Origin of the sequence: Gluconobacter sp. P1D12_c (assembly GCF_018812105.1) — a bacterium.
Lineage (GTDB): Bacteria > Pseudomonadota > Alphaproteobacteria > Acetobacterales > Acetobacteraceae > Gluconobacter > Gluconobacter oxydans_A.
Genome location: NZ_JACSIQ010000001.1, coordinates 340,089 through 360,789, shown reverse-complemented (window position 1 = coordinate 360,789; position 20,701 = coordinate 340,089). Strand labels below are relative to the sequence as shown.

Genomic DNA, 20,701 nt, shown 5'->3' with positions numbered 1-20,701 from the left:
ACCAGGACACAGTTCAGTGTTCTCCATCCACACTCGGCAGGTGTTCGCACGAGCAACTCTGCCGATCCTGATCCTCTTCGCAGTGGCACTGGTCCTGCTTGGGCTGGTTCGGCGGCCGGTAGTGGATGGGGCACGTCTGCAGGCTACCGATATTCTGGCGCCTGCTTATCAGGCTCTTGTTCTACCCCAGGCCAAACTGCGGGACTGGCTGGTGGATCTACGGGGTGCGACGGATCTTGCACGGGAGAACTCCCGTCTGCGAGATGAGAACCGTGCTCTGCGTCACTGGTATGATGTGGCTGTGGCTCTGGCAGCCGAAAATGGCCGCCTGAAGAATAGCCTTCACTGGATTCCGGAAAGTATCCCCCAGTACGTGACCGGCCGCGTTACGCGTGATGATGGTGGCCCCTACTCACGTGCTGTTCTGCTGGATGTTGGCAGCGGGCATCAGGTTCATATGGGCGATGTGGCGTTGGATTCGTCTGGGCTGTTAGGGCGTGTCACAGAGGTCGGACCTCACACGGTTCGTGTTCTGCTCATCAATGATGATGCCAGCCGAATTCCTGTTACGCTGGCGGCATCTCATGGAGATGCCATTATGGCCGGGGATGACACGGATACACCCCGACTGATTTATTACCCGCAGGACCACCATCCCATTGAAGGGGAACGTGTGGAGACGCGCGGGCAGAGCGCAATGCCTGCAGGCCTTCCGATTGGAACGGTTCATTACCTCGCTCCCAACCGGCCGGTTGTAATGCCGGACGCTGACTTGCGCCGTCTGGATATCGTGCGCGTCTTTGACTACGGTGACGATGGCGGCCAAGCCCCTGATGCGCCAGGGCGCGTCAAGATCCGGCGTCCTCCTTCAGAACCTGCGTTGCCGGGCGGATTGTCGTTTCCCAAATTGCCGGGAATGTCTGAACCTCTGGGGAAGGGAGGGCAATAATCGGATGGTTGCCGAAAACTCCACCCCCCATTTGCATTCTGCTGTTGAGCCGAAACAGACGCTCCGCCGACGGCTGGACATGTTTGTTCGTGCGGCCATGCCGTCGCTGTTCATCATTCTGGTTGCAGTTCTGCTGTCTGCGCCTTTTGGAATCCCCGGGCAGGCAGAACTACAGTTTGGCATCGCCATGTGTACAGTCTGGTTCTGGGCCTTTAGTCGCCCACGTTCCATGCCGGCCCTGGCAGTCTTTGTGTGTGGACTCGTTCTGGAACTGTTCAGTTTTGGTCCGCCGGGTGCCATCCTTCTGTCACTGCTTGTGATTTACGGAGTGGCCCATCACTGGCGCTATGGATTGTCCCGTCTAGGATTCGTAGCCTGCTGGCTGATTTTCAGCTTTCTGGCGGCGCTGGCATCCTTTTTTCAGTGGGCTCTCGTCTGTCTGCATGCATTTGCGCTATTATCGCCCGCGCCGGGCCTCTTTCAGGCTGCGCTAACAATCGGTATCTATCCCAGTCTTACCGCGCTGTTTGTCTGGGGCCGCCGCACGTTTGCCAATCCCGATCAGGCCTGACGGCGCATTTTCGCGCTCTCCGCGCAAATCGCCGCTTTCTTTTCCGGACTTGAACGCCTGACCTGATGTTTTCCAGAAAACGCCCTTTTCGGACCCTGCTGCGCTCGCGAAGCCAGGATGCGCCTGTTCGTTCAGGGCGTGGCGTCTTCACGCGCCGTGCCCTCGTGGTGATGGCGGTCCAGGCGGGTGTTCTGGGGGCTTTGGGTCGACGGCTTTATAATATTCAGACCGTTGAGGGCGATCATCTCCGCCAGCTTGCGGAGCGTAACCGTACAAGCAAGCGTCTGCTGGCCCCCGCGCGTGGAACCGTCCATGACCGCTTTGGTGTGGCCCTTGCTGATAACAAGGTCAGCTGGCGCGCGCTCCTGATGCCGGAAGAAACGACAGACATCGCCTCTGTCATCGAACGGTTTGCACAGATTGTGCCGCTTGATGAGCATGATCGGGCACGTATTGAGCGCGATCTGAAGCACGTTCATAAATATGTTCCGGTCACGCTCCATGAGTTCCTGTCATGGGATGACATGGCGCGGATTGAGCTGAATGCGCCTTCCTTGCCAGGTGTTCTCGTCGATGTCGGGTCCACCCGGCTTTATCCATTTCAGGACCTGACGGCGCATATTGTCGGTTACGTCGCTCCGCCGAATGAAGACGATGTGGCCAAGGACACGACGTTGTCCCTGCCAGGAATGCGCGTGGGGCGCGCTGGCATAGAGCAGACGCAGGAATCGGTTCTTCGTGGAGATCCGGGGTCTGTTGAAATGGAAGTCAACGCGCTGGGGCGTGTGATTGGCGAGATTGACCGTGTGGAAGGCCAGCAGGGAGAGGATGTTCGCCTGACTCTGGATGTCGGCCTCCAGTCAAAGGTCTTAGAGCGGCTGGGTGATCGCGTCGCCAGCTCCGTGGTCATGGACTGCCGGAATGGTGAAGTGCTGGCGATGGTCAGTACCCCGTCTTTCGATCCCTCTCTGTTTGATTCTGGTGTCAGCCATGCCCAGTGGAATGAGTGGGCGAATGATCCGCGGACGCCACTCGTAGACAAGGCTGTTTCCGGGCTGTATCCGCCTGGGTCTACCTTCAAGCCCGCAGTGGCGATGGGCGCCCTGAAAGCTGGTGCCGTGACGCCGCAGGACCGCTTCAATTGCCCCGGTTATTTCGACATGGGTGGCGTGCGGTTCCACTGCTGGAACAAATGGGGGCACGGCATGATCAACATGCGTGAAGCCCTCAAATTTTCCTGTGACGTTTATTTTTACGAAGTAGCCCGCCGCTGTGGCATGGACCCGATCAAGGCCGTCGGGAACGCCATGGGGCTGGGTGTGAAACTCGATATTGAGCTGCCGCATGTCCGCGCAGGTGTCATCCCGACGCCGGAATGGCGACAGCAGCACGGCTTTCACTGGAATGGCGGTGATACGGTGAATGCGGGTATTGGTCAGGGCTTTGTGCAGGTCACGCCCTTGGCGCTTGCAACCTACGTGTCCCGGATTGCTTCAGGTCGAAATGTTCAACCGCATCTGATCCGCGCAACGAATGACCAAATTTCCGGACTGGCGTCTTTGGATGCCGCTCCGGCAGTGGATATCCCGCAGGAACATTTGAATGTTGTTCGCGCCGGTATGTTTGCGGTCGTGAATGAGCAGCATGGTACGGCCCCGAAAGCCCGTTTGGATCTGCCTGATGTCCAGATGGCGGGGAAAACCGGGTCAGCGCAGGTGCGACGCGTGTCCCGGGCTTTGCGTGAGTCAGGGCATTTTAATTCCATGAGCTTGCCATGGGAGTATCGTCCTCATGCTCTGTTCATTTGTTTCGCCCCATATGATGACCCCCGATATGCAGTGTCGGTTGTGGTGGAACACGGCAATGCAGGCGCAGATGAAGCTGCGCCACTGGCCAAGCAGATCATGACAGATACTTTGCTCCGCGATCCCTCCAATCAATCCAGGCCTCCCGGGCAGACTGTGGCGCAGGCAGAACCGGAGCAAGGGTGAGGGGCGGTATCATGAATACATTTGGATTTCTGAAATCTGATAAGCGGCTCTTGCGTGCTGAACCTGATTTCCGCCCTATGGCCCGGCTGCTTCAGGTCAACTGGCTGTATGTGCTGTTGGTCTGTTTGCTGGCGGGTGTTGGGTATGTGGCGCTGTATTCGGCCGGTGGCGGATCAGCCAAACCTTTCGCTGGGCCGCAAATGGTTCGGTTCGGTTTTGGATTGGTCATGATGATTGCAGTGGCGCTGGTCAGCCCACGCATTCTGCGCATCATGGCTGTTCCCGTCTATTTTTTGTCCATTCTGCTGCTCGGGCTCGTGCTGCGAATGGGGCATGTGGGTAAGGGGGCCGAACGCTGGATCAATCTGGCAGGAATGCAGTTCCAGCCTTCAGAGTTTGCCAAAATTGGCCTGATCCTGATGCTTGCTACGTGGTTTCACCGGATTGGTAACGAGCGGATGGGGAACCCGCTGCGTCTGATAATGCCTGCCATCTTGACGCTTCTGCCGGTCGTCCTGGTGCTCAAGGAGCCCAATCTTGGGACTGCGACGATTATTGGCGTTATTGGTGCAACGCTGTTTTTCGCTGCAGGCATGCGGCTATGGCAAATCATCCTTCTCGTCGCGCCAATTCCGTTCCTTGGAAAATTCATTTACGGCCATTTGCATGACTATCAGAAGGCCCGGATCGATACCTTCCTGCACCCGGAGCATGATCCTTTAGGGGCCGGCTACAACATCATCCAGTCCAAGATTGCACTTGGCTCGGGCGGAATGTGGGGGGAAGGATATCTGCATGGCAGCCAGGGGCAGCTGAACTTTCTTCCGGAAAAACAGACAGACTTCATTTTCACCATGATCGGCGAAGAATGGGGTTTTGCAGGGGGCATTGCAGTCATTGGATTGCTGACCACTCTCACATTGGGAGGAATGCTCATTGCCATGCGGAGCCGGAATCAATTTGGGCGGTTGCTTGGGCTCGGCATCGCAATGGATTTCTTCCTGTATTGTGCCGTCAATCTGTCGATGGTGATGGGTGCTATTCCGGTCGGTGGTGTGCCGCTCCCGCTGATTTCCTATGGCGGCTCAGCCATGCTGACGATGATGTTCGGCTTTGGGCTTCTGATGTCCGCCTGGGTCCATCGCAATGAGCGCGATCCAGGCTTTGAGGACGAAGACGACTGATCTCTTACAGTTCCAGGAGAACCTTGGAGGAGCTTTTGCGGTCCAGCGAGGCGTCGAAAGCGTCTTTGTACTGAGCTAGCGGAAAGCTGTGGGTGATGAGGCCATCCGCAATCCATGGATTATCCGCAAGGATTTTCAGTGCCTTTGCAAACTCTTCATCGAAGCGGAACGTCCCGCGATAGTCGATTTCCCGCGCGATGATCTGTCCTAGCGGGGCTGGTACATCGCCTGGTGGGAAAATCCCGACTTGTACGAGAATTCCGCCCTTTTGCGTCTTGGCGATTGCGGTTGATAGGGCAGGTATGACCCCGGTGGCCTCAAAAACGATTTCGTACTCTTCATCATGACTGTCACGGCCGGTGTTGATGGTCGTGGTCGCGCCCAGTTTTCGAGCAACATCAAGCGCAAAGTCCTGAAGATCAGTTGCGACGATCTCTGAAGCTCCTGCGACCTTGAGGCCCGCGACAATCAGGGCGCCAATCGGGCCTGCTCCTTGGATCATAATCCGCTTTCCCTTAACGTCGCCAGCGCGAGAGATGGCATGGAGCGCGACTGAGAAAGGTTCGGCAAGGCTGGCCCTCTTTACATCCAGACCTGATGGCAGGGGATAAAGCTGGGATGTGTCGACGACCATATCCCGCCGGAAACCGCCATCCGTATGGGGAAGAAACGCGGCACTGCCAAAAAAGCGCATGTTCCGGCACAGGTGCTTCGCGCCTCGCTCGCATTCAGGGCAGTGCCCACACGGGCGAGCCGGATGGATGGCAACAGCGTCCCCGATCCTGAAACGCGTCTCGTCCGGGCTGACAGCCTCTACAACTCCTGAAACCTCGTGACCAAGAATCATAGGCTCACGCAGTACGGAAGCTCCTGCGCCGCCATGCAGGAAATAATGCATGTCCGACCCGCATATCCCGCCCCAGGCTGGACGTACCAGCACCTGGCCCGCCTTGAGGGACGGGACGGTAACAGTCTCTAAACGCAGATCACCTTTTTCATGAATAACCAGGGCTTCGGTCGTCTGAGGGGCGGAAAGGCCGGGCATGGCTGTGCCTCTTTCATCTGAGCAGCGTGAATAACGTTACTCAGATATGGCCGATCTTGTGCGCTAAAGGCAGTCACGTTTGGGCGAAGCGGGTCGCTTAATTATTCTCTCATACATCCAGAAGGAATCTGTCGACTGCTTGAAGAGTTTCCGCATTTTTTAAAGGTTCAATGCCACAGTCCAGAAGGAAGTCAGCAATGCCATTCAGTGTCTCCGGACAGCGTGTTGGATCATCGGGATTACCTTCCGGCACCCAGATGATGGTCTCATAGCGTGCACGGGTCAGCAGCACGCGATAGGTATTGAGGGACCAGAGGGCTTTTTCAGAAGATTTAACGGTCTGCCATGTTGTTCCGCTAAAGCGCCGGGACTGCCACCGTTGTGGATACCCAGTACGAATGAGGTCTCCATCCCAGCAAAGACCGACAAAATCCAGCTCCAGTCCCTGGATGGCAAATTGAGTGGCAACAGTTTCCCGCGCGTCAGAGGCCCGAACGTCCTTGTCAGGAACCCAGCGGTTCAAAAACCATTGAGCGACCGCGTTGGAGTCCATGTGAGCCAGTTCTGCTCCTAGGCCCTCTGCGCGCAATCGTTTTGCCTGAGAGCTGGCAATCAGACCGCAGCGATAGGTCAGGCGACTTCGTTCTCGCAGGGCTTTGCGGAGCTCCGGAAGTCTTCGCGTTAGGCTGAATGGAAGACTGGCGTTCTCCGCAATATTGCGGGCGAGAGAGACATTTCCCTCCAGTACGGCATTTACCCATTTGGGCGTTGCAGTGTCCCGTAGAGAGCGAACCGGCACAGTGAGGTGCAGAGAGGGGTCTTTCTGAACCGGCAAGGACGGAGGCAGAGTGGTGAGGCTAGGGGTAGAACTGACGACATCCGGTGATGCGTGGATCTGCCATTCAAGGCGGCTCGCCAAAGCGTCTCCCCAGCAAGCCATTCCGCCTTCGCCATCATGAATTTCCTGGCCTTGTCCGATAAGGCAGATGATAGCCGCAAATCCGGCATGCCGGTGCATGATGTCGAGAAGATGCGCAGGTTCAGACTGCATTAGCTTAACTGGCCGCTGTGCGCTTTTGCGAATGGCCTGATCGGCGTTCCAGGAACGCTGGGCTTCGTCGATGACCATGATCCGTTCTGGCGGACATTCGACTGACTGTCCAACATAATAATCCCGGAACTTGGTCAGGGACTGGATGGTGGATTCCATGCGCTGTTCTACGGCTGCGCGTTTCTGACCCTGTGCCACGGCGTCACGAGTCAGGGCTTCACGCAGAACGTGGACGAGCGTTGGGTTGCCGGTGAGGAATGTCGCGGAGTTATCGGGCTCTGTCGTGCCGAACGCAGCCTTCAGGCCGCAAAGCGTTTTCCCGGCACCAGGAATGCCAGAGACAAAAATGATTGTTTTCCGGTGCTGTCTCCGGGCGGCTTCAAGGAGTTCCGTAATACGGTCAGACGTTAGGGTCAGATTGGTCGCGTCTGCTCTCGCCGTGTGAATATCTGTGACGCTGTGTGTGGAATAGATGAGGCGAGCCGCTTCAACGATACTTGGGACGGGATTGTAGGGGGCCTGTTCCCACTCATCCGGTCGCATGGTGCTACGGAGTGCAATGTCCGGCGCGCGAGGTCCGATAATAGCCCCGTCAGGTTTGGTGCATTGCACTTCAGAACTGGCGTAACGCCAGATCCTAAAAGGAGCGGCGATGTTTGAGGCGGTTGTGCGGCTTCTGTCGCAATCAGAACGGGAATGATTGGGTGATGGTTGCTGCCCGCGTGAAAGTCCTGAAGGTCCAGCGCGTAACCTTCGGTCTGGGCGAGAGCCGCGGCGTCAAATTGAGACGCACCAACCTTGAATTCCAGAACAAACGTCGCATCCGGGGAAATGAGGACAGTGTCGATCCGGCCGCCTAGGCGGGGAATGGGGAATTCGAACAGGATTTGCCAGCCTGCCGTTTGCGGCAGAGCGGTTAGCGTGGTGCGGAGAAGATCAAGTTGGGTGGCCTAGGCACGGAGTTGTTGAGGCTCGCTGGAGAAGCGCCTGCGCCCGGCTTCATGGGCGAGGCGCTCTCTAATACGATCCGGGTCCGTGTTGAGGAACGTGGCGACTGGGCCGGACCACCACGCTCCCATTAGGCTCAGCCCTCGATCTGACCGAAATCGGCGATCAGGGCTGTTGTGGCGCGGAAGGTCGCCAGAAGCTTCAGACGATTGGCGCGAATGTCTGCTTCTGGTGCGTTGACGGTTACTGCGTCGAAGAAGCTGTCCAGCGTCGGTCGGAGGGCTGCAATAGCCTGCATGGCATCGGTGAAACGCTCGTCTTTTAGGGTCGTCTCGATTGTGGGCACAGCGCTGCTCAGGCCGTCTGCCAGAGCGCGTTCTTCGTCCTGCGCGTAGAGAGACGCATCCGGCGTTCCCTTGTGGGGACCGTCCTTCTTGTCTTCGATGCGCAGAATGTTGGCGGCACGCTTGGCCGCGGCGAGAAGGTTCTTGCCGTCTTCCGTCTGGATCATGTCAGACAGCGCCGAAGTGCGGGCCAGAAGGCGCACAAGATCGCCATCCAGACCGCCTGCCAGTGTGGCGGCCAGAACGTCATGACGTTCGCCTTCGCTGCGGAGCTGAACGCGCAGACGGTCTGCCATGAAGTCCGGCAGTTTGGCGAGTTCTCCGCCGGTGCGACCATTTGCCGCCTTGGCAAAGAGGTCCGTCAGATCCAAGCGCAGGCCGTTGTCACGAATGGTGCGGATCACACCCAGTGCCGCACGACGCAGGCCGTACGGATCTCCGGAGCCGGTCGGTGTCTCGCCCATGGCAAAGAAGCCAGACAGCAGATCCAGGCGGTCCGCAAGGGCCACGGCAACGGAGACAGGTGCTTTTGCCGTATCGTCGGACTGGCCGCGCGGCATGTAATGCTCGGCCACAGCCCTTGAAACGGCGTCGCCTTCGCCATCATGTGCCGCATAATAGCCGCCCATGATGCCCTGAAGTTCCGGGAATTCGCCGACCATGCCGGTCGTCAGATCGGCTTTTGAAAGCAGACCTGCGCGCTTTGCCTGTGCGATCTGCTCTGCGCTCAGGCCCATGGCAGAAGCGACAGTTCCGGCGAGGTCGGAAATCCGCTTGGCGCGCTCACCCTGCGTTCCCAGCTTGGCATGGAACGTCACGGCATCGAGGGCTGCCACGCGGTCCGCGAGCTTTGTCTTGCGATCCAGATCCCAGAAGTGGCGAGCATCGGCGAAACGGGCGCGCAGAACACGCTCGTTTCCGGCGATCGTCAGCTTGCCACCGTCCTTGAACGGCAAGTTGGCGACGAAAGCGAAGAACGGTGCGGCCTTGCCGTCTGCATTGCGCAGGGCGAAATAGCGCTGATTGATGCGCATCGAGACCTGCATGACTTCGGCAGGCAGGTCCATGAATGCGTCGTCGATGCGGCCCAGAAGCGGAACCGGATATTCGACCAGACCGGCGACTTCATCGACCAGTCCTTCGTCTTCAACAACCGTAATGCCCTGCTGTTCAGCCAGACGGTGAACACCGGTACGGACCATGTCGCGGCGCTTGTCCGCGTCAACGATGACAGAGCGTGTTTCCAGTTCTTCCAGCCATTGGTCTGCTGAACGGACTTCAAACCCGCCGGGCGCCAGAAAGCGATGGCCTTCGGACAGGTTGGAGGACTTCAGGCCGTGAGCATCGTCACCATCGCGGGCCAGCGAGAAGGGAACGACCTTGCCATCAAGTAGGCAGGTGATGCGGCGAAGCGGGCGGACCCATGAAAAGTTTGAGCCAGCACCCCAGCGCATGGATTTGGCCCAGGGGAACTTCCATAGAAGGTCTGGCACGGCTTCAGCCACGCGGCTTTCCGCGCTCACGGGATCAAGCTGCTTGTTCAGAACCCAGAAGCCGTTTTCCAGCGTCAGTTCATCAACTGTGACGCCATGCTTGCGGGTAAAGCCTTCAAGGGCCTTTACCGGAGCGCCTTCGCGGGGGCCGCGCTCGGAGACGGTACGAGCCGGGATTTCGGCGTCGACGTTCAAAACGGTCGCAATGCGGCGGGTGCCGTAAAACGTCTGAACATCGGACGGGTTAAGGCCATCGAGCGCTTTGGTGAGAAGGGCACCGAGTTCGCTCGCAGCCTTGGGCTGCATGCCTGCCGGGATTTCCTCGCAGAACAGTTCAAGCAACAGTTCAGCCATTGGACGTCTCCTCCTCGCCAGAAAGCCACGCTTCACAGGAGGCTTTCGCCAGCGTCCGGACGCGTCCGATATAGGATGCGCGTTCAGAGACGGAAATCACGCCGCGGGCATCCAGAAGATTGAAATAGTGGGAAGCCTTCAGGCACTGGTCGAATGCAGGCTGTGCGACGCCGGCTTCTGCCAGGCGGATGGACTCTTTTTCCGCATCGTTGAAATGTGTGAGCAGCATCTGCGTGTCGGCCAGTTCGAAGTTGTGACGGGAATAGTCACGCTCGGCCCGCAGGAAGACGTCACCGTACTTCAGGCCCTTGCCGTTAAAGTCCAGGTCGTAAACGTTCTCGACGCCCTGAACATACATGGCTAGCCGTTCCAGACCGTAAGTCAGTTCGGTGGAGGGCATGACGGTCGGGATACCGCCAACCTGCTGGAAATACGTGAACTGCGTGACTTCCATGCCGTCACACCAGACTTCCCAACCCAGACCCCAGGCGCCGATCGTCGGATTTTCCCAGTCGTCTTCCACGAATCGAATATCGTGCTTTTCGGGATCAATCCCGATGGCGCGATAGCTCTCCAGAAGCAGATTCTGGCTCTCTTCCGGGGTTGGCTTCAGCAGCACCTGATACTGGTAATAGTGCTGGAGGCGGTTCGGGTTCTGGCCGTAACGACCGTCCGATGGGCGGCGGCAGGGCTGCACATAGGCCGCAGCCCATGGCTTCGAGCCCAGGGCGCGCAGGGTCGTATGAGGGGAGAGCGTTCCGGCTCCGACTTCTGTGTCATAGGGCTGCAAAATGGCGCAGCCCTTCTCAGACCAGAATTGATGAAGGCGCAGGATCAGGTCCTGAAAGCTGAGCGGCCGGGTCGCAGACAATTCAATAGGCTCCGGTTGGCAAAATTGGCGGTTACCTTACAGCCTGAGGTCCATAACCGGAAGTGAGCGGAATAAATGGACTGGCAGATCTTCGGAAAATCTCTGCCGACCCGGATGGAATGATGTCGAACTGGTTTCTATTCCGGTTGCCACTTCTGGAACGCAGGCAGCTTTTCTGTCTCGGCGGCAAGGCGGATGAGGGCCGGATGGGCTTCGGCGTCAAGGACGTCTGGGATCTCATTTTGCGCGAACGTCCAGGCAATCGCGGTTGTGATGTCCGCCTGCGAGAGTGGGCCCGACAGCCAGTTACTCTCCCGCAAGGCGTAGCTTTTCTCAAGCGCGGCGAAGGCAGTGCGGGCCTGTGCGGTAACGCGTTCCACCCATGGCTCATACTGGCTCTCTTCCGGGCGAAGCTTTGTTTCGTAGACAAGCTGAACCGATTTGTCTGCGGCTGTGAGAGCCAGGCCCAGTATGTAAAGCGCGCGTGTCCGCTCATTTGGGTCTTCGGGCATCAGGCGCTTCTCGGAGGGTAATCCGTGTTCGAGATGATCGAGGATGAGTGTTGACTCCATGAGAACTGTCCCGTCCTGCGTCACGAAGGTGGGGGCCTTTAGCAGGGGATTGATGGCGGCAAAGGCGGCCTTGTCCCGAAACACGGAAAGAGAAAGATGCTCGAACGGAATATCCATCAGTGTCAGGGAGATGGCGACGCGCCGGACGTAAGGTGAGTCCAGCTTTCCAATCAGTTTCATGGCTTTGGCTCCGTGGGACGTGGAGCCGTTATCTTCCCGCTATAGGGCGGGTGATGTAAGTGTCAGGAACGGTCATTTCCGATCCAATCCTGCCAGAGTGCTCTTGCCTGTGCGTGCCTGTCCTCTTGTTGCCATTCTTGCTTATGACGGGCTGTGTGCCTTTGAATTTGGCTGCGCCATAGAGGTGTTTGGTCTGAGCAGACCGGAAGTCGGTGCATACTGGTATCGGTGTGTCGTAGCGGGTGTGGAAGAGGGGCCACTTCGGGCGGGACCGCGACTGAGCGTCATGCCCGATGGCGATCTGTCGCTTCTGGAGCAGGCGGATACGATCATTGTCCCCGGTTGGCGTGGTGTGGATACGGTTGTGCCGACGGAACTGGTGTTCGCCTTGCAGCGGGCTCATGCACGGGGCGCGCGGCTCGTTTCGATCTGTTCAGGCGTATTTGTTCTTGCGGCTACACGTCTGCTCGATGGACGTCGGGCCACGACCCACTGGCACCATACGCAGCATCTGGCCCGGAAATACCCGAATATTCGTGTGCAGCCCGACGTGCTTTATACGGAAGATGGGAGCCTGCTGACATCCGCAGGCAGTGCTGCGGGACTGGATCTCTGTTTGCATGTCGTGCGGCAGGATTTTGGGGCCAGGATTGCCAATCAAGTGGCGCGCAGGCTGGTCATCCCCGCGCATCGGGATGGGGGGCAGGCCCAGTTTCTTCCCCGGCCGGTGCCAAAACGGCCCGGTCGTCGTCTGGGTGCTCTGTTCGATGTGGTGCGCACCAGGCTGGATGAGAGCTGGCCGGTCGAGCGGATGGCATTGGAAGCGGGGATGAGTGCGCGGGGATTGCATCGCCACATGCGTCAAGCAACAGGAGTGACGCCACTGGTCTGGTTGCTGAATGAGCGAATCGCTTTGGCTCGGGACCTGCTGGAGACGACGCGTAGTCCCATCGCGGAAATTACGCGTCTGAGCGGCTTTCAGTCAGAGGCTGGTTTCAGAAAACAGTTTCGACGTCTGAGCGGGGTGGCGCCAAATGAATACCGCAGGCGGTTTGACGCGACAGGCTGAACGCTGAACACAGCCATGAAACCAAAGATCGGGTGCGGTGTTTGACGGTACGATACCCCGGCTGTTCGGCCCCTTGACCTGTCAGACCCTGATGATCTGAATTTTCAGGGCGCGCCTGATGGAGCTGCAGGTCGATCCCTTGTCGATTGAGCGCTGGTGCCTCATATGATGGGGGAGAACGTAACTTCTTCGTCTGGAAGGATCAAAGACGATGAACAACGAAGAACGCGAAGTCATTTCCCGCTTTATCGGCCGTGTTGGCGGTGCGCAGCAGGGAGGTGGCTTCAGCCAGCAGCAGATGCCAGCTCTTCCGCCGATCGACCCTGAAGCTGATCGCTTCATTGCTGATAACTTCCAGAAATATCCGGAAGCCCGTTATCGCGTGACGCAGATGGCGGTTGTGCAGGAAGCAGCGCTTGCTCAGGCACAGAACCGTATCCGTCAGCTGGAATTTCAGCTTCAGCAGGCACAACAGCAGCTTCAGCAGGCCCAGCAGAGCCGTCCTTCCGGAAGTGGCGGACTGTTCGGTGGTCTGTTCGGCGGTGGCAATAACAACCGCCAGCAGGCTTCTGCTCCGCCTCCGGGCTGGGGAGCGCAAGGTGGCGCCATGCCTCCGCCAAACTTCCAGCCGCAGCAGCAGTATGGTTATCCGCCAGGATATCAGCCTGGCATGTTCCAGCGCGGTGGATCGGGCTTCCTCGGCTCCGCTCTGACGACGGCTGCGGGTGTAGCTGGCGGCATGATGGCAGCGAACGCGCTTGAAGGTCTGTTCAGCGATCATCATTCCGGTGGGGACGCCGGTGCTTTTGGTGGCGGCGGAGAAACCATCATCAACAACAACTATGGTGATGCTGGCTCCGATCCGTTCGGTGGTGCAGGCACGGATGCAGGCGGCGGCTTCACGGATTCCGATTTTGGCGGCGGCGGAGGAGACTTCGGCGGTGGCGGAGACGGTGGTGGCTTCGACGACATGTTCTGAAGGCGCAGCGTGTTACGCCTGATAGAGCTTCTATCCAGAAAACCCGCCGGGCGTTGTCCCGGCGGGTTTTTTGCTGTTTGCCAACCCAAATGCCTATGCTGCGTTTGTTTCTGTAACGAGATTTTCCACTATTTTCAGGGGCTGTCCGATGAGCACCAATGATTTTCGCGACCTAGTGGCCTTCAAGGATCTGGAAGAGGGACAGATTGCCTCTTTTTCCATTGAGGGGACTTCGGTCGTTCTGGTGAAGGACGGCGAGGAAGTGCATGCCTTGGGTGGCAAGTGCCCCCATAAGGAAGCGCCGATGGAGCAGGGCGCGTTCTGCAAGACTGAAAAAGGCAGTGTATTGGTCTGTCCTTGGCATAAGGCGGTTTTCGATGCCGTTGATGGCAGTCTCGTAGAGCCGCTCGCTCTTGAGCCCCTGCCACGGTATCCGGTGGAAATTGTTGACGGCCGTGTGTTGGTCGGTACCAGCCCCATGAAGCGGGATGTGCCAGCAGCGCGTCAGGAGGATGAAACCGTCCTGATCCTTGGCGCCGGTGCAGCAGGCCTGATGGCTGCGGTGACACTCCGTCAGGAGGGGTTTGCCGGGAAAATCACGATGGTGACGGAAGAAAAGCATCGTCCATATGACCGGACCGCGCTGAGTAAGACCGTATTGCTGAGCGAGCCGGAGAAAGCGCACGCTCCTTCGCTGCGAAGCGAATCTTTTTATGGCCAGCACCGTATTGGTCTGAAGCATGCAACCATCCAGACCTTCGATCCTGCTACCAAGACGGCTGAATTATCAGACGGAACGAGCGTGGCTGGCGATCATGTTCTGATCGCAACGGGCGCGCGGTCCAAGCGCCTGGACATTCCTGGCGCAGATCTGAAGCGCGTCTTTACGCTGCACAGGGAGCAGGATGCGGAAGACATTGCCCGGGTTATTGACCCGGATCAGGCCGTAACGATCATCGGTGCGAGTTTCATAGGCCTGGAAGTGGCTTCCTGCCTGCGACAGCGCGGTGTGGGAGTGACTGTCATCGCCTCCACGGACGTTCCGATGGAAAAACACTTTGGTCGAGAGATTGGAACGCGTCTGCGCCAGTTACACGAAGAAAATGGTGTGGCGTTCATTTCCGACGCAAAAGTCGTGAAAATTTACGGAGAGAAAAAGGCCGAAGGCGTGGAGTTGGAAGATGGCATGAAGCTGCCAGCATCCTTCATTCTGGCCGGCATCGGCGTGACGCCTGCAACCGGATTTGTGCAAGGTCTGGACCGGGATGAGGACGGCGCCATCGTTGTCGATCATCTGATGCGGGCAGCGCCAAGTGTTTACGCAGCAGGGGATGCGTCCGCGATCCTGCATGAGGGGAAACTACGGCGAATCGAGCATTGGCGTCATGCGCAGGTGCAGGGACGGATCGCCGCAATGGCCATGATGGGACACGAGACCAGCCATATGCCGACGCCATGGTTCTGGACGCAGCAGTTTGGCAAGAAGATCGAGCTGTTAGGTTGGGGCGAGAGCTTCGATAACGTCAGCCTTGAAGGGGATATCAAGGGCTTCAGCTTCCTTGCAACATATCTCAAGGACGGAAAGCCGGTTGCGCTGGCGGGCTCGGGTCATGCGTATGACATGGCCAGAGCCGCCGTCGATTTCGAAGGTTTTGTGCAGGAAAAGGTCTGAACCGCGCACGAAGCTTGACATGAGCGGGCCGTCCCGGCTTCCTGCGCCCACTTATCCGCCAGGACGTTGAAGAGGCCCGACATGCATCCATACCGCACCCATGACTGTAGCGCCCTGCGTGAACAGGACGCCGGACAGACCGTCCGCCTGTCCGGCTGGGTGCACAGCAAGCGCGACCATGGTGGCCTGCTGTTCATCGATCTGCGTGACCATTATGGCGTAACACAGGTTGTTATTCCGGCTGGCACAGACCTGCTGGAAAAGGCCGAGCGCCTTCGCGTTGAGAGCGTCATTACCGTCACCGGCAAGGTTGTGGTCCGTCAGGGCTCTCAGCGGAACCCGAACCTGCCGACGGGTGACATTGAAGTTCTTGCAGAAGAGCTGGAAGTCCGGTCCAACGCGGCTGTTCTGCCATTCCAGGTGGCAGGTCAGGAAAACTACCCTGAAGAACTGCGCCTGAAATACCGCTACATCGACCTCCGTCGCGAGAAGATGCATCAGAACATCATGCTGCGTAGCCGTGTCATCACCAGCCTGCGTCAGCGCATGATCGAGCAGGGCTTCACCGAGTTCCAGACCCCGATCCTGACGGCGTCTTCCCCGGAAGGTGCGCGTGACTTCCTCGTGCCGGCGCGTCTGCATCCGGGCAAGTTCTATGCGCTTCCGCAGGCCCCGCAGCAGTTCAAGCAGCTTGCGATGGTGGCGGGTTTCGACCGTTACTTCCAGATTGCTCCGTGCTTCCGCGATGAAGCCTCACGCGCTGATCGTAGCCCTGGCGAGTTCTATCAGCTCGACTTCGAGATGTCCTTCGTTACGCAGGAAGATGTCTTCACGGTTCTGGAGCCGGTTTTGGCTGGCGTGTTCAACGAATTCACGCCGGAAGGCTGGAAGATCACGGACGGCGCATTCCCGCGTATTCCGTATGCTGACGCCATGCGCGACTACGGCTCCGACAAACCAGATCTGCGGAACCCGCTGATCATCAAGGACGTGACGGATGCTTTCCGGGACTCCGGTTTTGGTCTGTTTGCCAAGATCGCAGCTTCCGGCGGTCAGATCCGTGCAATCCCGGCACCGGGTGCGGGCGATCGTCCGCGTGGTTTCTTCGATAAACTGAACACCTGGGCGCGTGAGAGCGGCGCAGGTGGTCTGGGCTACATCATTTTCGAGGCAGAAGGTGGCAAGGGCCCGATTGCCAAGAACCTTGAAGCTGAGCGCGTTGAGAGCATCCGCGAGATCTGCGGCCTGAAGGCTGGTGATGCTGTCTTCTTTGCTGCTGGCAAGGGTGACGAAGTTGCCAAGTTCTCCGGCGTTGTTCGCACCAAGGTAGCGACAGAGCTGGACCTGATCGAGAAGAACGCGTTCCGTTTCTGCTGGGTTGTGGACTTCCCGATGTTCGAGCTCAACGAAGAAACGGGCAAGGTGGACTTCTCCCACAACCCGTTCTCCATGCCGCAGGGAGGTCTGGACGCGCTGAATACGCAGGACCCGCTGACAATCAACGCTTACCAGTACGACATCGTCTGCAACGGTGTAGAGCTGTCGTCCGGCGCAATCCGGAACCATCTGCCGGAAGTCATGCTGCGCGCCTTCGAGATCGCAGGTTATGGCCCGGAAGTCGTGGAAGAGCGCTTTGGTGGCATGCTGAACGCCTTCCGTTACGGCGCTCCGCCGCATGGTGGTGCTGCTCCGGGGGTGGACCGTATCGTGATGCTGCTGGCTGATGAGCCGAACATCCGTGAGGTCATTCTTTTCCCGCTGAACCAGAGCGGCGAAGACCTGATGATGGAAGCGCCGGCCCCGGTCGAGCCAGCCCGCCTAAAGGAACTGCATCTGGCGCTGGATCTGCCGAAGCCAAAGCCTGCTGTCACGAAGTAATGTATTCGAGCCTGACGTCTGAAAAAGCCGGTACTCCTGAAGGGGTATCGGCTTTTCTTTTGTCTGCACTCCAAAAAACTCAAGAGCATCATGATAGTCTGCCCGTCCGGCTGAACTTCGGAAGGTCTGTTGTCTATGCCCGTTCGCCCGACTGACTCTCTTGGCAGGCGCCTGTATCTGGGAGCGGAGTTCCTAGCGCTATACGGCGGCGGCCCTTTGCTCATTCTGTCCCTTCGCCGGGCCGGGTTGTTGTTCGGCCTGCTCTGGGTTGCAGCGCTTCTGGCTTTCGTCTCGCTCAGGCACCAGAAGTCAGAGGTCCATGATTTTCCGGGAGAAGCACGCAGAATCTTACTGCGTTTCACAGCTCTCGCTCCACTGATCGTGCTGCTGACATGGTGGGTCTGGCCAGACGTATTCCTGAGCCTGCCGAGGCAAAAGCCGCTGTTCTGGCTGCTGGTCATGGTGCTCTATCCCATTCTGTCCGTCTGGCCGCAGGAGGTTCTGTACCGGGCGTTTCTGTTCTCCCGATACGATTCTTTGTTCCGTATCGCGCCAGTGACGATTGCGGCCAGTGCCGTGGCATTCGGCTTTGCGCATATTCTGTTTCTGAACTGGATTGCCGTGGGCATGACGCTTATAGGGGGAGCGCTGTTTGCGAGCGATTACAGTCGGCATCGTTCGCTCACCCTGACCTGCTTTGAACATAGCCTGTACGGATGTCTCATTTTCACTGTGGGGTTAGGGCGGTTTTTCTACACAGGTGCGGCCTGGCATCAGTGATGAATGGAAATCTTACTATTCCACGATGTCTATATTGAGCATGACGAGCAGAGCTTATCGTAAGAGCAAGGTTTCAGGGGGAGCTGCTGCTTTCCTGACCTCTTAACGGAGCACACTCATGGCCAGATTTACGACATCCGACGGGGCAGAGATTTATTTCAAGGACTGGGGCAGACGCAGCAGATTGCTCTTCAGGCGTCCTTGCGGAGCACGATCGAGTGCGTCAAGGCATTCTCCAGGCTGGATTATCGGGAAGACATTAAGCAGATCACCGTCCCGACCCTGATTATTCATGGAGATGATGACCAGATCGTGCCTTTTGAGGCCACAGGTGCCCTGCCGGTAAAACTGGTTCCGGGAGCGGTTCTCAAGGTCTATGCCGGTGCGCCGCACGGTTTTGCGGTCACCCATGGAGATCAACTGAACGCGGATCTGCTGTCTTTTCTGCAATCCTGATCAGAAAGACCCCGGCCAGACACAGGCCGGAGTCTTTTTTTTGCTCAATGCTGTGCTGCGTCAGCGTAAAATGGATAGTCCGTATATCCCCGTGCATCGCCGTCATAGAATGTAGAGCGATCATAGGAATTCAGCGGCCAGTTCTGACGCATACGCTCGACCAGATCCGGGTTTGCAAGGAATGAGCGACCAAAGGCGATCAGATCCGCCTGTCCAGAAGCCAGCAGGGCTTCGGCGCTTGATCGTTCAAATCCGCCCGCGGCAATGATGGTGCGGGAAAAAACCTGCCGAAGCGTCCCGGCATCCACAGGATCCAGCTCTGCATCGCCTCCGATGCGAGGTTGCACAACATGGAGATACCCAGCGCCCAGACGATCCAGTTCAGAAGCCACATAGCGGAACGTTGCAGGGCGGTTGCTGTCTGCCATGGACCCATAGCGCCCGCTTGGAGTTACTCGTACGCCAACCCGGTCCGGCCCCCATACGGTCATTGCAGCCTGAGTCACCTCCAGCAGGAAACGGGCGCGATTTTCGAGCGAGCCGCCGTAATCGTCTGTGCGCGTGTTGCTGCCATCCTGAAGGAACTGATCCGGCAGATATCCATTCGCACCATGGATTTCCACGCCATCAAAGCCGGCTTTCAGTGCGCGTTCGGCAGCCTGTTCGTAATCCTTGATGATCCCGGGAATTTCATCCCGATCAAGCGCGCGTGGCATGTCGTAGGGTACCGTCCCCGTGAGCGTCCATGCCTCTCCATTGGCGCGAATGGCTGAAGGGGCAACGGGAGCAACACCACCCGGCTGAAGGATGCGTGCGGACTGACGGCCAACGTGCCAGAGCTGAAGAACCATTCTGCCACCCTTGGCATGAACAGCATCCGTGATGTGCTTCCATCCCGGGATCTGGCTGTCATCGTAAATTCCGGCCGCGCGTTCAAAGCCATATCCGGTGAGGGAGACGGGGGACGCCTCCGAAATCAGCAGGCCGCCTTCCGTTGCGCGCTGGCTGTAATAGGTGCGCATCAGATCATTCGGCAGGTTACCCTCACTGGACCGCATACGGGTGAGTGGTGCCATAACAACCCGATGGCTTAGTCGTGTGGGACCGACGAAGCGTGGTGTGAAGAGAAGCGTCGTCATGCTGATGGTGTTCCGTTGTCTCAAAAGGATGTCCGGTATGGATGCGTCCTGTGACAGCCAGAATGGTTATTCTCTAATAATATGAGTAGATTGGTTTTTCAGATATTTATTATTCTCAAAGGGAATAAATATGGATCGTCTTCAGGCCATGACGGTGTTCGTAAAGGTAGTGGAGGTCGGATCTTTTTCAGGGGCTGCGCGCCTTCTGAACGTCGGTCAGCCATCGGTTTCCAAAGTCATTGCACAGCTTGAAGCTCATTTGGGCACGGCGCTTCTCTTAAGGTCCACGCACGGTCTCACCCCAACGGATGCCGGGCAGCGTTACTACGAGCGTGCAGCCAGAATTATCGAGGATGCCAGGGAAGCGGACAGTCTGGCGCGGGGGAGCGGCAAGGAACTGTCAGGGCGCTTGAGGATCGCTATTCCCACCACATTCGGGCGTATCCATCTGGTGCCACAGCTTGGGGAGTTCACCGCACGATATCCCGGGCTCGAGCTTGACGTTCAAATGGATGACAGGCGCGTAGACCTGATTTCGGAAGGGATCGACATGGCCGTCAGGATTGGCCGCCCTGAAGATACAGCCGTGATTGGTCGATGTCTGGCGCGGGGACGCCGATCCGTAATGGCAAGTCCTGCATATCTGGAAAAAGTCGCTGCACCATCAGCCCCGGCAGATTTGGAAAACCATCAGATGGTTCTGTATGCACAGGGCCGACAGCTCCGAGCCGCTTTTACAAGGGACAATGACAGTCAGGAGGTTTCGCTACGGTCCGGGCTTCGTCTGAGTGCAGCGGAGGGAATTCGGGCTGCTGTTCTTTCGGGGCAGGGCATGACCATTGCGGCAGACTGGATGTTCGCACCGGAACTGGCAGCCGGACAAGTGCAACGGTGTCTGCCTGACTGGTCTTTGGAGGCGGTAGAGCTCTGGCTGTTATTTCCTGCGGGACGGATGGTCAGTGCCAAAGTGCGAGCCATGGCAGATTTTGTGACTGAAATTGTTGACGGTCTTCAGAAGGTTGAGCCCTGATCTCCGTGCCGCGAGAAAATTGTTACAGAGCGCAGCAGAGAATCTTTTTTCCGCCACAACTCCGCCTGATCACTGCCTTGTGACGGCAGCAGGGTGCACTCCTACGCAGCGCCTGTTGTAAAAGGAGTGAGACGTTATGTTGAAA

The 20,701-nt window shown here is 57.9% G+C and carries 19 protein-coding genes; 13 read left to right on the top strand and 6 right to left on the bottom strand.

Annotation, left to right across the window (positions count from 1 at the left end; translation table 11 throughout):
- Positions 1 to 16 precede the first annotated feature (16 nt).
- The 4 genes from mreC (at position 17) to rodA (ending at position 4,695) form a co-directional block, all read left to right on the top strand.
- Positions 17 to 949: a rod shape-determining protein MreC gene (gene mreC, locus KP705_RS01605; RefSeq protein WP_046899734.1), complete on the top strand. Its 933-nt coding sequence runs from the start codon at positions 17 to 19 to the stop codon at positions 947 to 949.
- Between the two features lie 4 nt (positions 950 to 953).
- The gene (locus tag KP705_RS01600) at positions 954 to 1,520 is read left to right on the top strand and encodes a hypothetical protein (RefSeq protein WP_046899733.1); all 567 of its coding nucleotides are present in this window, start codon (positions 954 to 956) and stop codon (positions 1,518 to 1,520) included.
- A 65-nt stretch (positions 1,521 to 1,585) separates the two neighbouring features.
- Positions 1,586 to 3,511 (top strand): penicillin-binding protein 2, encoded by a 1,926-nt coding sequence (mrdA, locus tag KP705_RS01595; RefSeq protein WP_046899732.1) that lies wholly within the window; start codon positions 1,586 to 1,588, stop codon positions 3,509 to 3,511.
- A gap of 11 nt (positions 3,512 to 3,522) precedes the next feature.
- A complete protein-coding gene (rodA, locus tag KP705_RS01590; protein ID WP_046899731.1) occupies positions 3,523 to 4,695 on the top strand; it encodes a rod shape-determining protein RodA in 1,173 nt (390 codons plus the stop codon).
- A 4-nt stretch (positions 4,696 to 4,699) separates the two neighbouring features.
- On the opposite strand, the gene KP705_RS01585 is transcribed toward rodA, so the two are convergent.
- Entirely contained in the window at positions 4,700 to 5,740 is a 1,041-nt protein-coding gene (locus tag KP705_RS01585; protein ID WP_046899730.1) for an L-idonate 5-dehydrogenase, read from the bottom strand.
- Between the two features lie 109 nt (positions 5,741 to 5,849).
- A complete protein-coding gene (locus KP705_RS01580; protein ID WP_252348163.1) occupies positions 5,850 to 7,334 on the bottom strand; it encodes a DUF2075 domain-containing protein in 1,485 nt (494 codons plus the stop codon).
- Between the two features lie 113 nt (positions 7,335 to 7,447).
- Between KP705_RS01580 and KP705_RS19960 the strand changes: the two genes are divergently transcribed.
- Both KP705_RS19960 and KP705_RS19955 read left to right on the top strand, forming a co-directional pair.
- Positions 7,448 to 7,651, top strand: coding sequence for a hypothetical protein (locus tag KP705_RS19960; RefSeq protein ID WP_252348162.1), 204 nt, complete (start codon positions 7,448 to 7,450; stop codon positions 7,649 to 7,651).
- A gap of 81 nt (positions 7,652 to 7,732) precedes the next feature.
- The gene (locus KP705_RS19955) at positions 7,733 to 7,873 is read left to right on the top strand and encodes a hypothetical protein (protein WP_252348161.1); all 141 of its coding nucleotides are present in this window, start codon (positions 7,733 to 7,735) and stop codon (positions 7,871 to 7,873) included.
- A 2-nt stretch (positions 7,874 to 7,875) separates the two neighbouring features.
- Here the strand turns inward: KP705_RS19955 and glyS are convergent, their stop codons facing one another.
- From glyS to KP705_RS01565, 3 genes are all read right to left on the bottom strand, one after another.
- Complete coding sequence (gene glyS, locus KP705_RS01575) at positions 7,876 to 9,930, bottom strand: glycine--tRNA ligase subunit beta (RefSeq protein WP_215763882.1); 2,055 nt, start codon at positions 9,928 to 9,930, stop codon at positions 7,876 to 7,878.
- A complete protein-coding gene (locus KP705_RS01570; RefSeq protein WP_215763881.1) occupies positions 9,923 to 10,801 on the bottom strand; it encodes a glycine--tRNA ligase subunit alpha in 879 nt (292 codons plus the stop codon). The genes glyS and KP705_RS01570 overlap by 8 nt, the downstream gene beginning before the upstream one ends.
- 137 nt (positions 10,802 to 10,938) lie before the next feature.
- Positions 10,939 to 11,553: a glutathione S-transferase family protein gene (locus KP705_RS01565; protein ID WP_215763880.1), complete on the bottom strand. Its 615-nt coding sequence runs from the start codon at positions 11,551 to 11,553 to the stop codon at positions 10,939 to 10,941.
- A 109-nt stretch (positions 11,554 to 11,662) separates the two neighbouring features.
- Here KP705_RS01565 and ftrA point away from each other — a divergent pair, with 109 nt between their 5' ends.
- From ftrA to KP705_RS01535, 6 genes are all read left to right on the top strand, one after another.
- Positions 11,663 to 12,622: a transcriptional regulator FtrA gene (gene ftrA, locus KP705_RS01560; protein WP_235271706.1), complete on the top strand. Its 960-nt coding sequence runs from the start codon at positions 11,663 to 11,665 to the stop codon at positions 12,620 to 12,622.
- A 211-nt stretch (positions 12,623 to 12,833) separates the two neighbouring features.
- Entirely contained in the window at positions 12,834 to 13,601 is a 768-nt protein-coding gene (locus KP705_RS01555; RefSeq protein WP_046899725.1) for a DUF2076 domain-containing protein, read from the top strand.
- Between the two features lie 148 nt (positions 13,602 to 13,749).
- Positions 13,750 to 15,273 carry an FAD-dependent oxidoreductase gene (locus KP705_RS01550; protein WP_215763879.1) on the top strand — a complete coding sequence of 508 codons (1,524 nt, stop codon included), beginning with the start codon at positions 13,750 to 13,752 and terminating at the stop codon, positions 15,271 to 15,273.
- A gap of 81 nt (positions 15,274 to 15,354) precedes the next feature.
- Complete coding sequence (gene aspS / locus KP705_RS01545; protein WP_046899724.1) at positions 15,355 to 17,151, top strand: aspartate--tRNA ligase; 1,797 nt, start codon at positions 15,355 to 15,357, stop codon at positions 17,149 to 17,151.
- A gap of 135 nt (positions 17,152 to 17,286) precedes the next feature.
- A complete protein-coding gene (locus KP705_RS01540) occupies positions 17,287 to 17,931 on the top strand; it encodes a CPBP family intramembrane glutamic endopeptidase (RefSeq protein WP_046899723.1) in 645 nt (214 codons plus the stop codon).
- 201 nt (positions 17,932 to 18,132) lie between these two features.
- On the top strand, positions 18,133 to 18,387 hold the full coding sequence (locus tag KP705_RS01535; protein WP_235271705.1) for an alpha/beta fold hydrolase: 255 nt from the start codon (positions 18,133 to 18,135) through the stop codon (positions 18,385 to 18,387).
- A 44-nt stretch (positions 18,388 to 18,431) separates the two neighbouring features.
- On the opposite strand, the gene KP705_RS01530 is transcribed toward KP705_RS01535, so the two are convergent.
- Positions 18,432 to 19,526, bottom strand: a complete 1,095-nt coding sequence (locus KP705_RS01530) for an alkene reductase (RefSeq protein ID WP_215763878.1) — start codon at positions 19,524 to 19,526, stop codon at positions 18,432 to 18,434.
- Positions 19,527 to 19,656: 130 nt separating this feature from the next.
- Here KP705_RS01530 and KP705_RS01525 point away from each other — a divergent pair, with 130 nt between their 5' ends.
- The gene (locus KP705_RS01525) at positions 19,657 to 20,556 is read left to right on the top strand and encodes a LysR family transcriptional regulator (protein ID WP_215763877.1); all 900 of its coding nucleotides are present in this window, start codon (positions 19,657 to 19,659) and stop codon (positions 20,554 to 20,556) included.
- The last annotated feature ends 145 nt before the right edge of the window (positions 20,557 to 20,701 follow it).

What these genes read in the sequence shown, in the direction of transcription:
- KP705_RS01600 (WP_046899733.1), top strand. Translation starts at nt 954, where the DNA reads ATGGTTGCCGAAAACTCCACCCCCCATTTGCATTCTGCTGTTGAGCCG.
- mrdA (WP_046899732.1), top strand. Translation starts at nt 1,586, where the DNA reads ATGTTTTCCAGAAAACGCCCTTTTCGGACCCTGCTGCGCTCGCGAAGC.
- rodA (WP_046899731.1), top strand. Translation starts at nt 3,523, where the DNA reads ATGAATACATTTGGATTTCTGAAATCTGATAAGCGGCTCTTGCGTGCT.
- KP705_RS01585 (WP_046899730.1), bottom strand. Translation starts at nt 5,740, where the DNA reads ATGCCCGGCCTTTCCGCCCCTCAGACGACCGAAGCCCTGGTTATTCAT.
- KP705_RS01580 (WP_252348163.1), bottom strand. Translation starts at nt 7,334, where the DNA reads ATGCGACCGGATGAGTGGGAACAGGCCCCCTACAATCCCGTCCCAAGT.
- glyS (WP_215763882.1), bottom strand. Translation starts at nt 9,930, where the DNA reads ATGGCTGAACTGTTGCTTGAACTGTTCTGCGAGGAAATCCCGGCAGGC.
- KP705_RS01565 (WP_215763880.1), bottom strand. Translation starts at nt 11,553, where the DNA reads ATGAAACTGATTGGAAAGCTGGACTCACCTTACGTCCGGCGCGTCGCC.
- KP705_RS01555 (WP_046899725.1), top strand. Translation starts at nt 12,834, where the DNA reads ATGAACAACGAAGAACGCGAAGTCATTTCCCGCTTTATCGGCCGTGTT.
- KP705_RS01550 (WP_215763879.1), top strand. Translation starts at nt 13,750, where the DNA reads ATGAGCACCAATGATTTTCGCGACCTAGTGGCCTTCAAGGATCTGGAA.
- aspS (WP_046899724.1), top strand. Translation starts at nt 15,355, where the DNA reads ATGCATCCATACCGCACCCATGACTGTAGCGCCCTGCGTGAACAGGAC.
- KP705_RS01540 (WP_046899723.1), top strand. Translation starts at nt 17,287, where the DNA reads ATGCCCGTTCGCCCGACTGACTCTCTTGGCAGGCGCCTGTATCTGGGA.
- KP705_RS01530 (WP_215763878.1), bottom strand. Translation starts at nt 19,526, where the DNA reads ATGACGACGCTTCTCTTCACACCACGCTTCGTCGGTCCCACACGACTA.
- KP705_RS01525 (WP_215763877.1), top strand. Translation starts at nt 19,657, where the DNA reads ATGGATCGTCTTCAGGCCATGACGGTGTTCGTAAAGGTAGTGGAGGTC.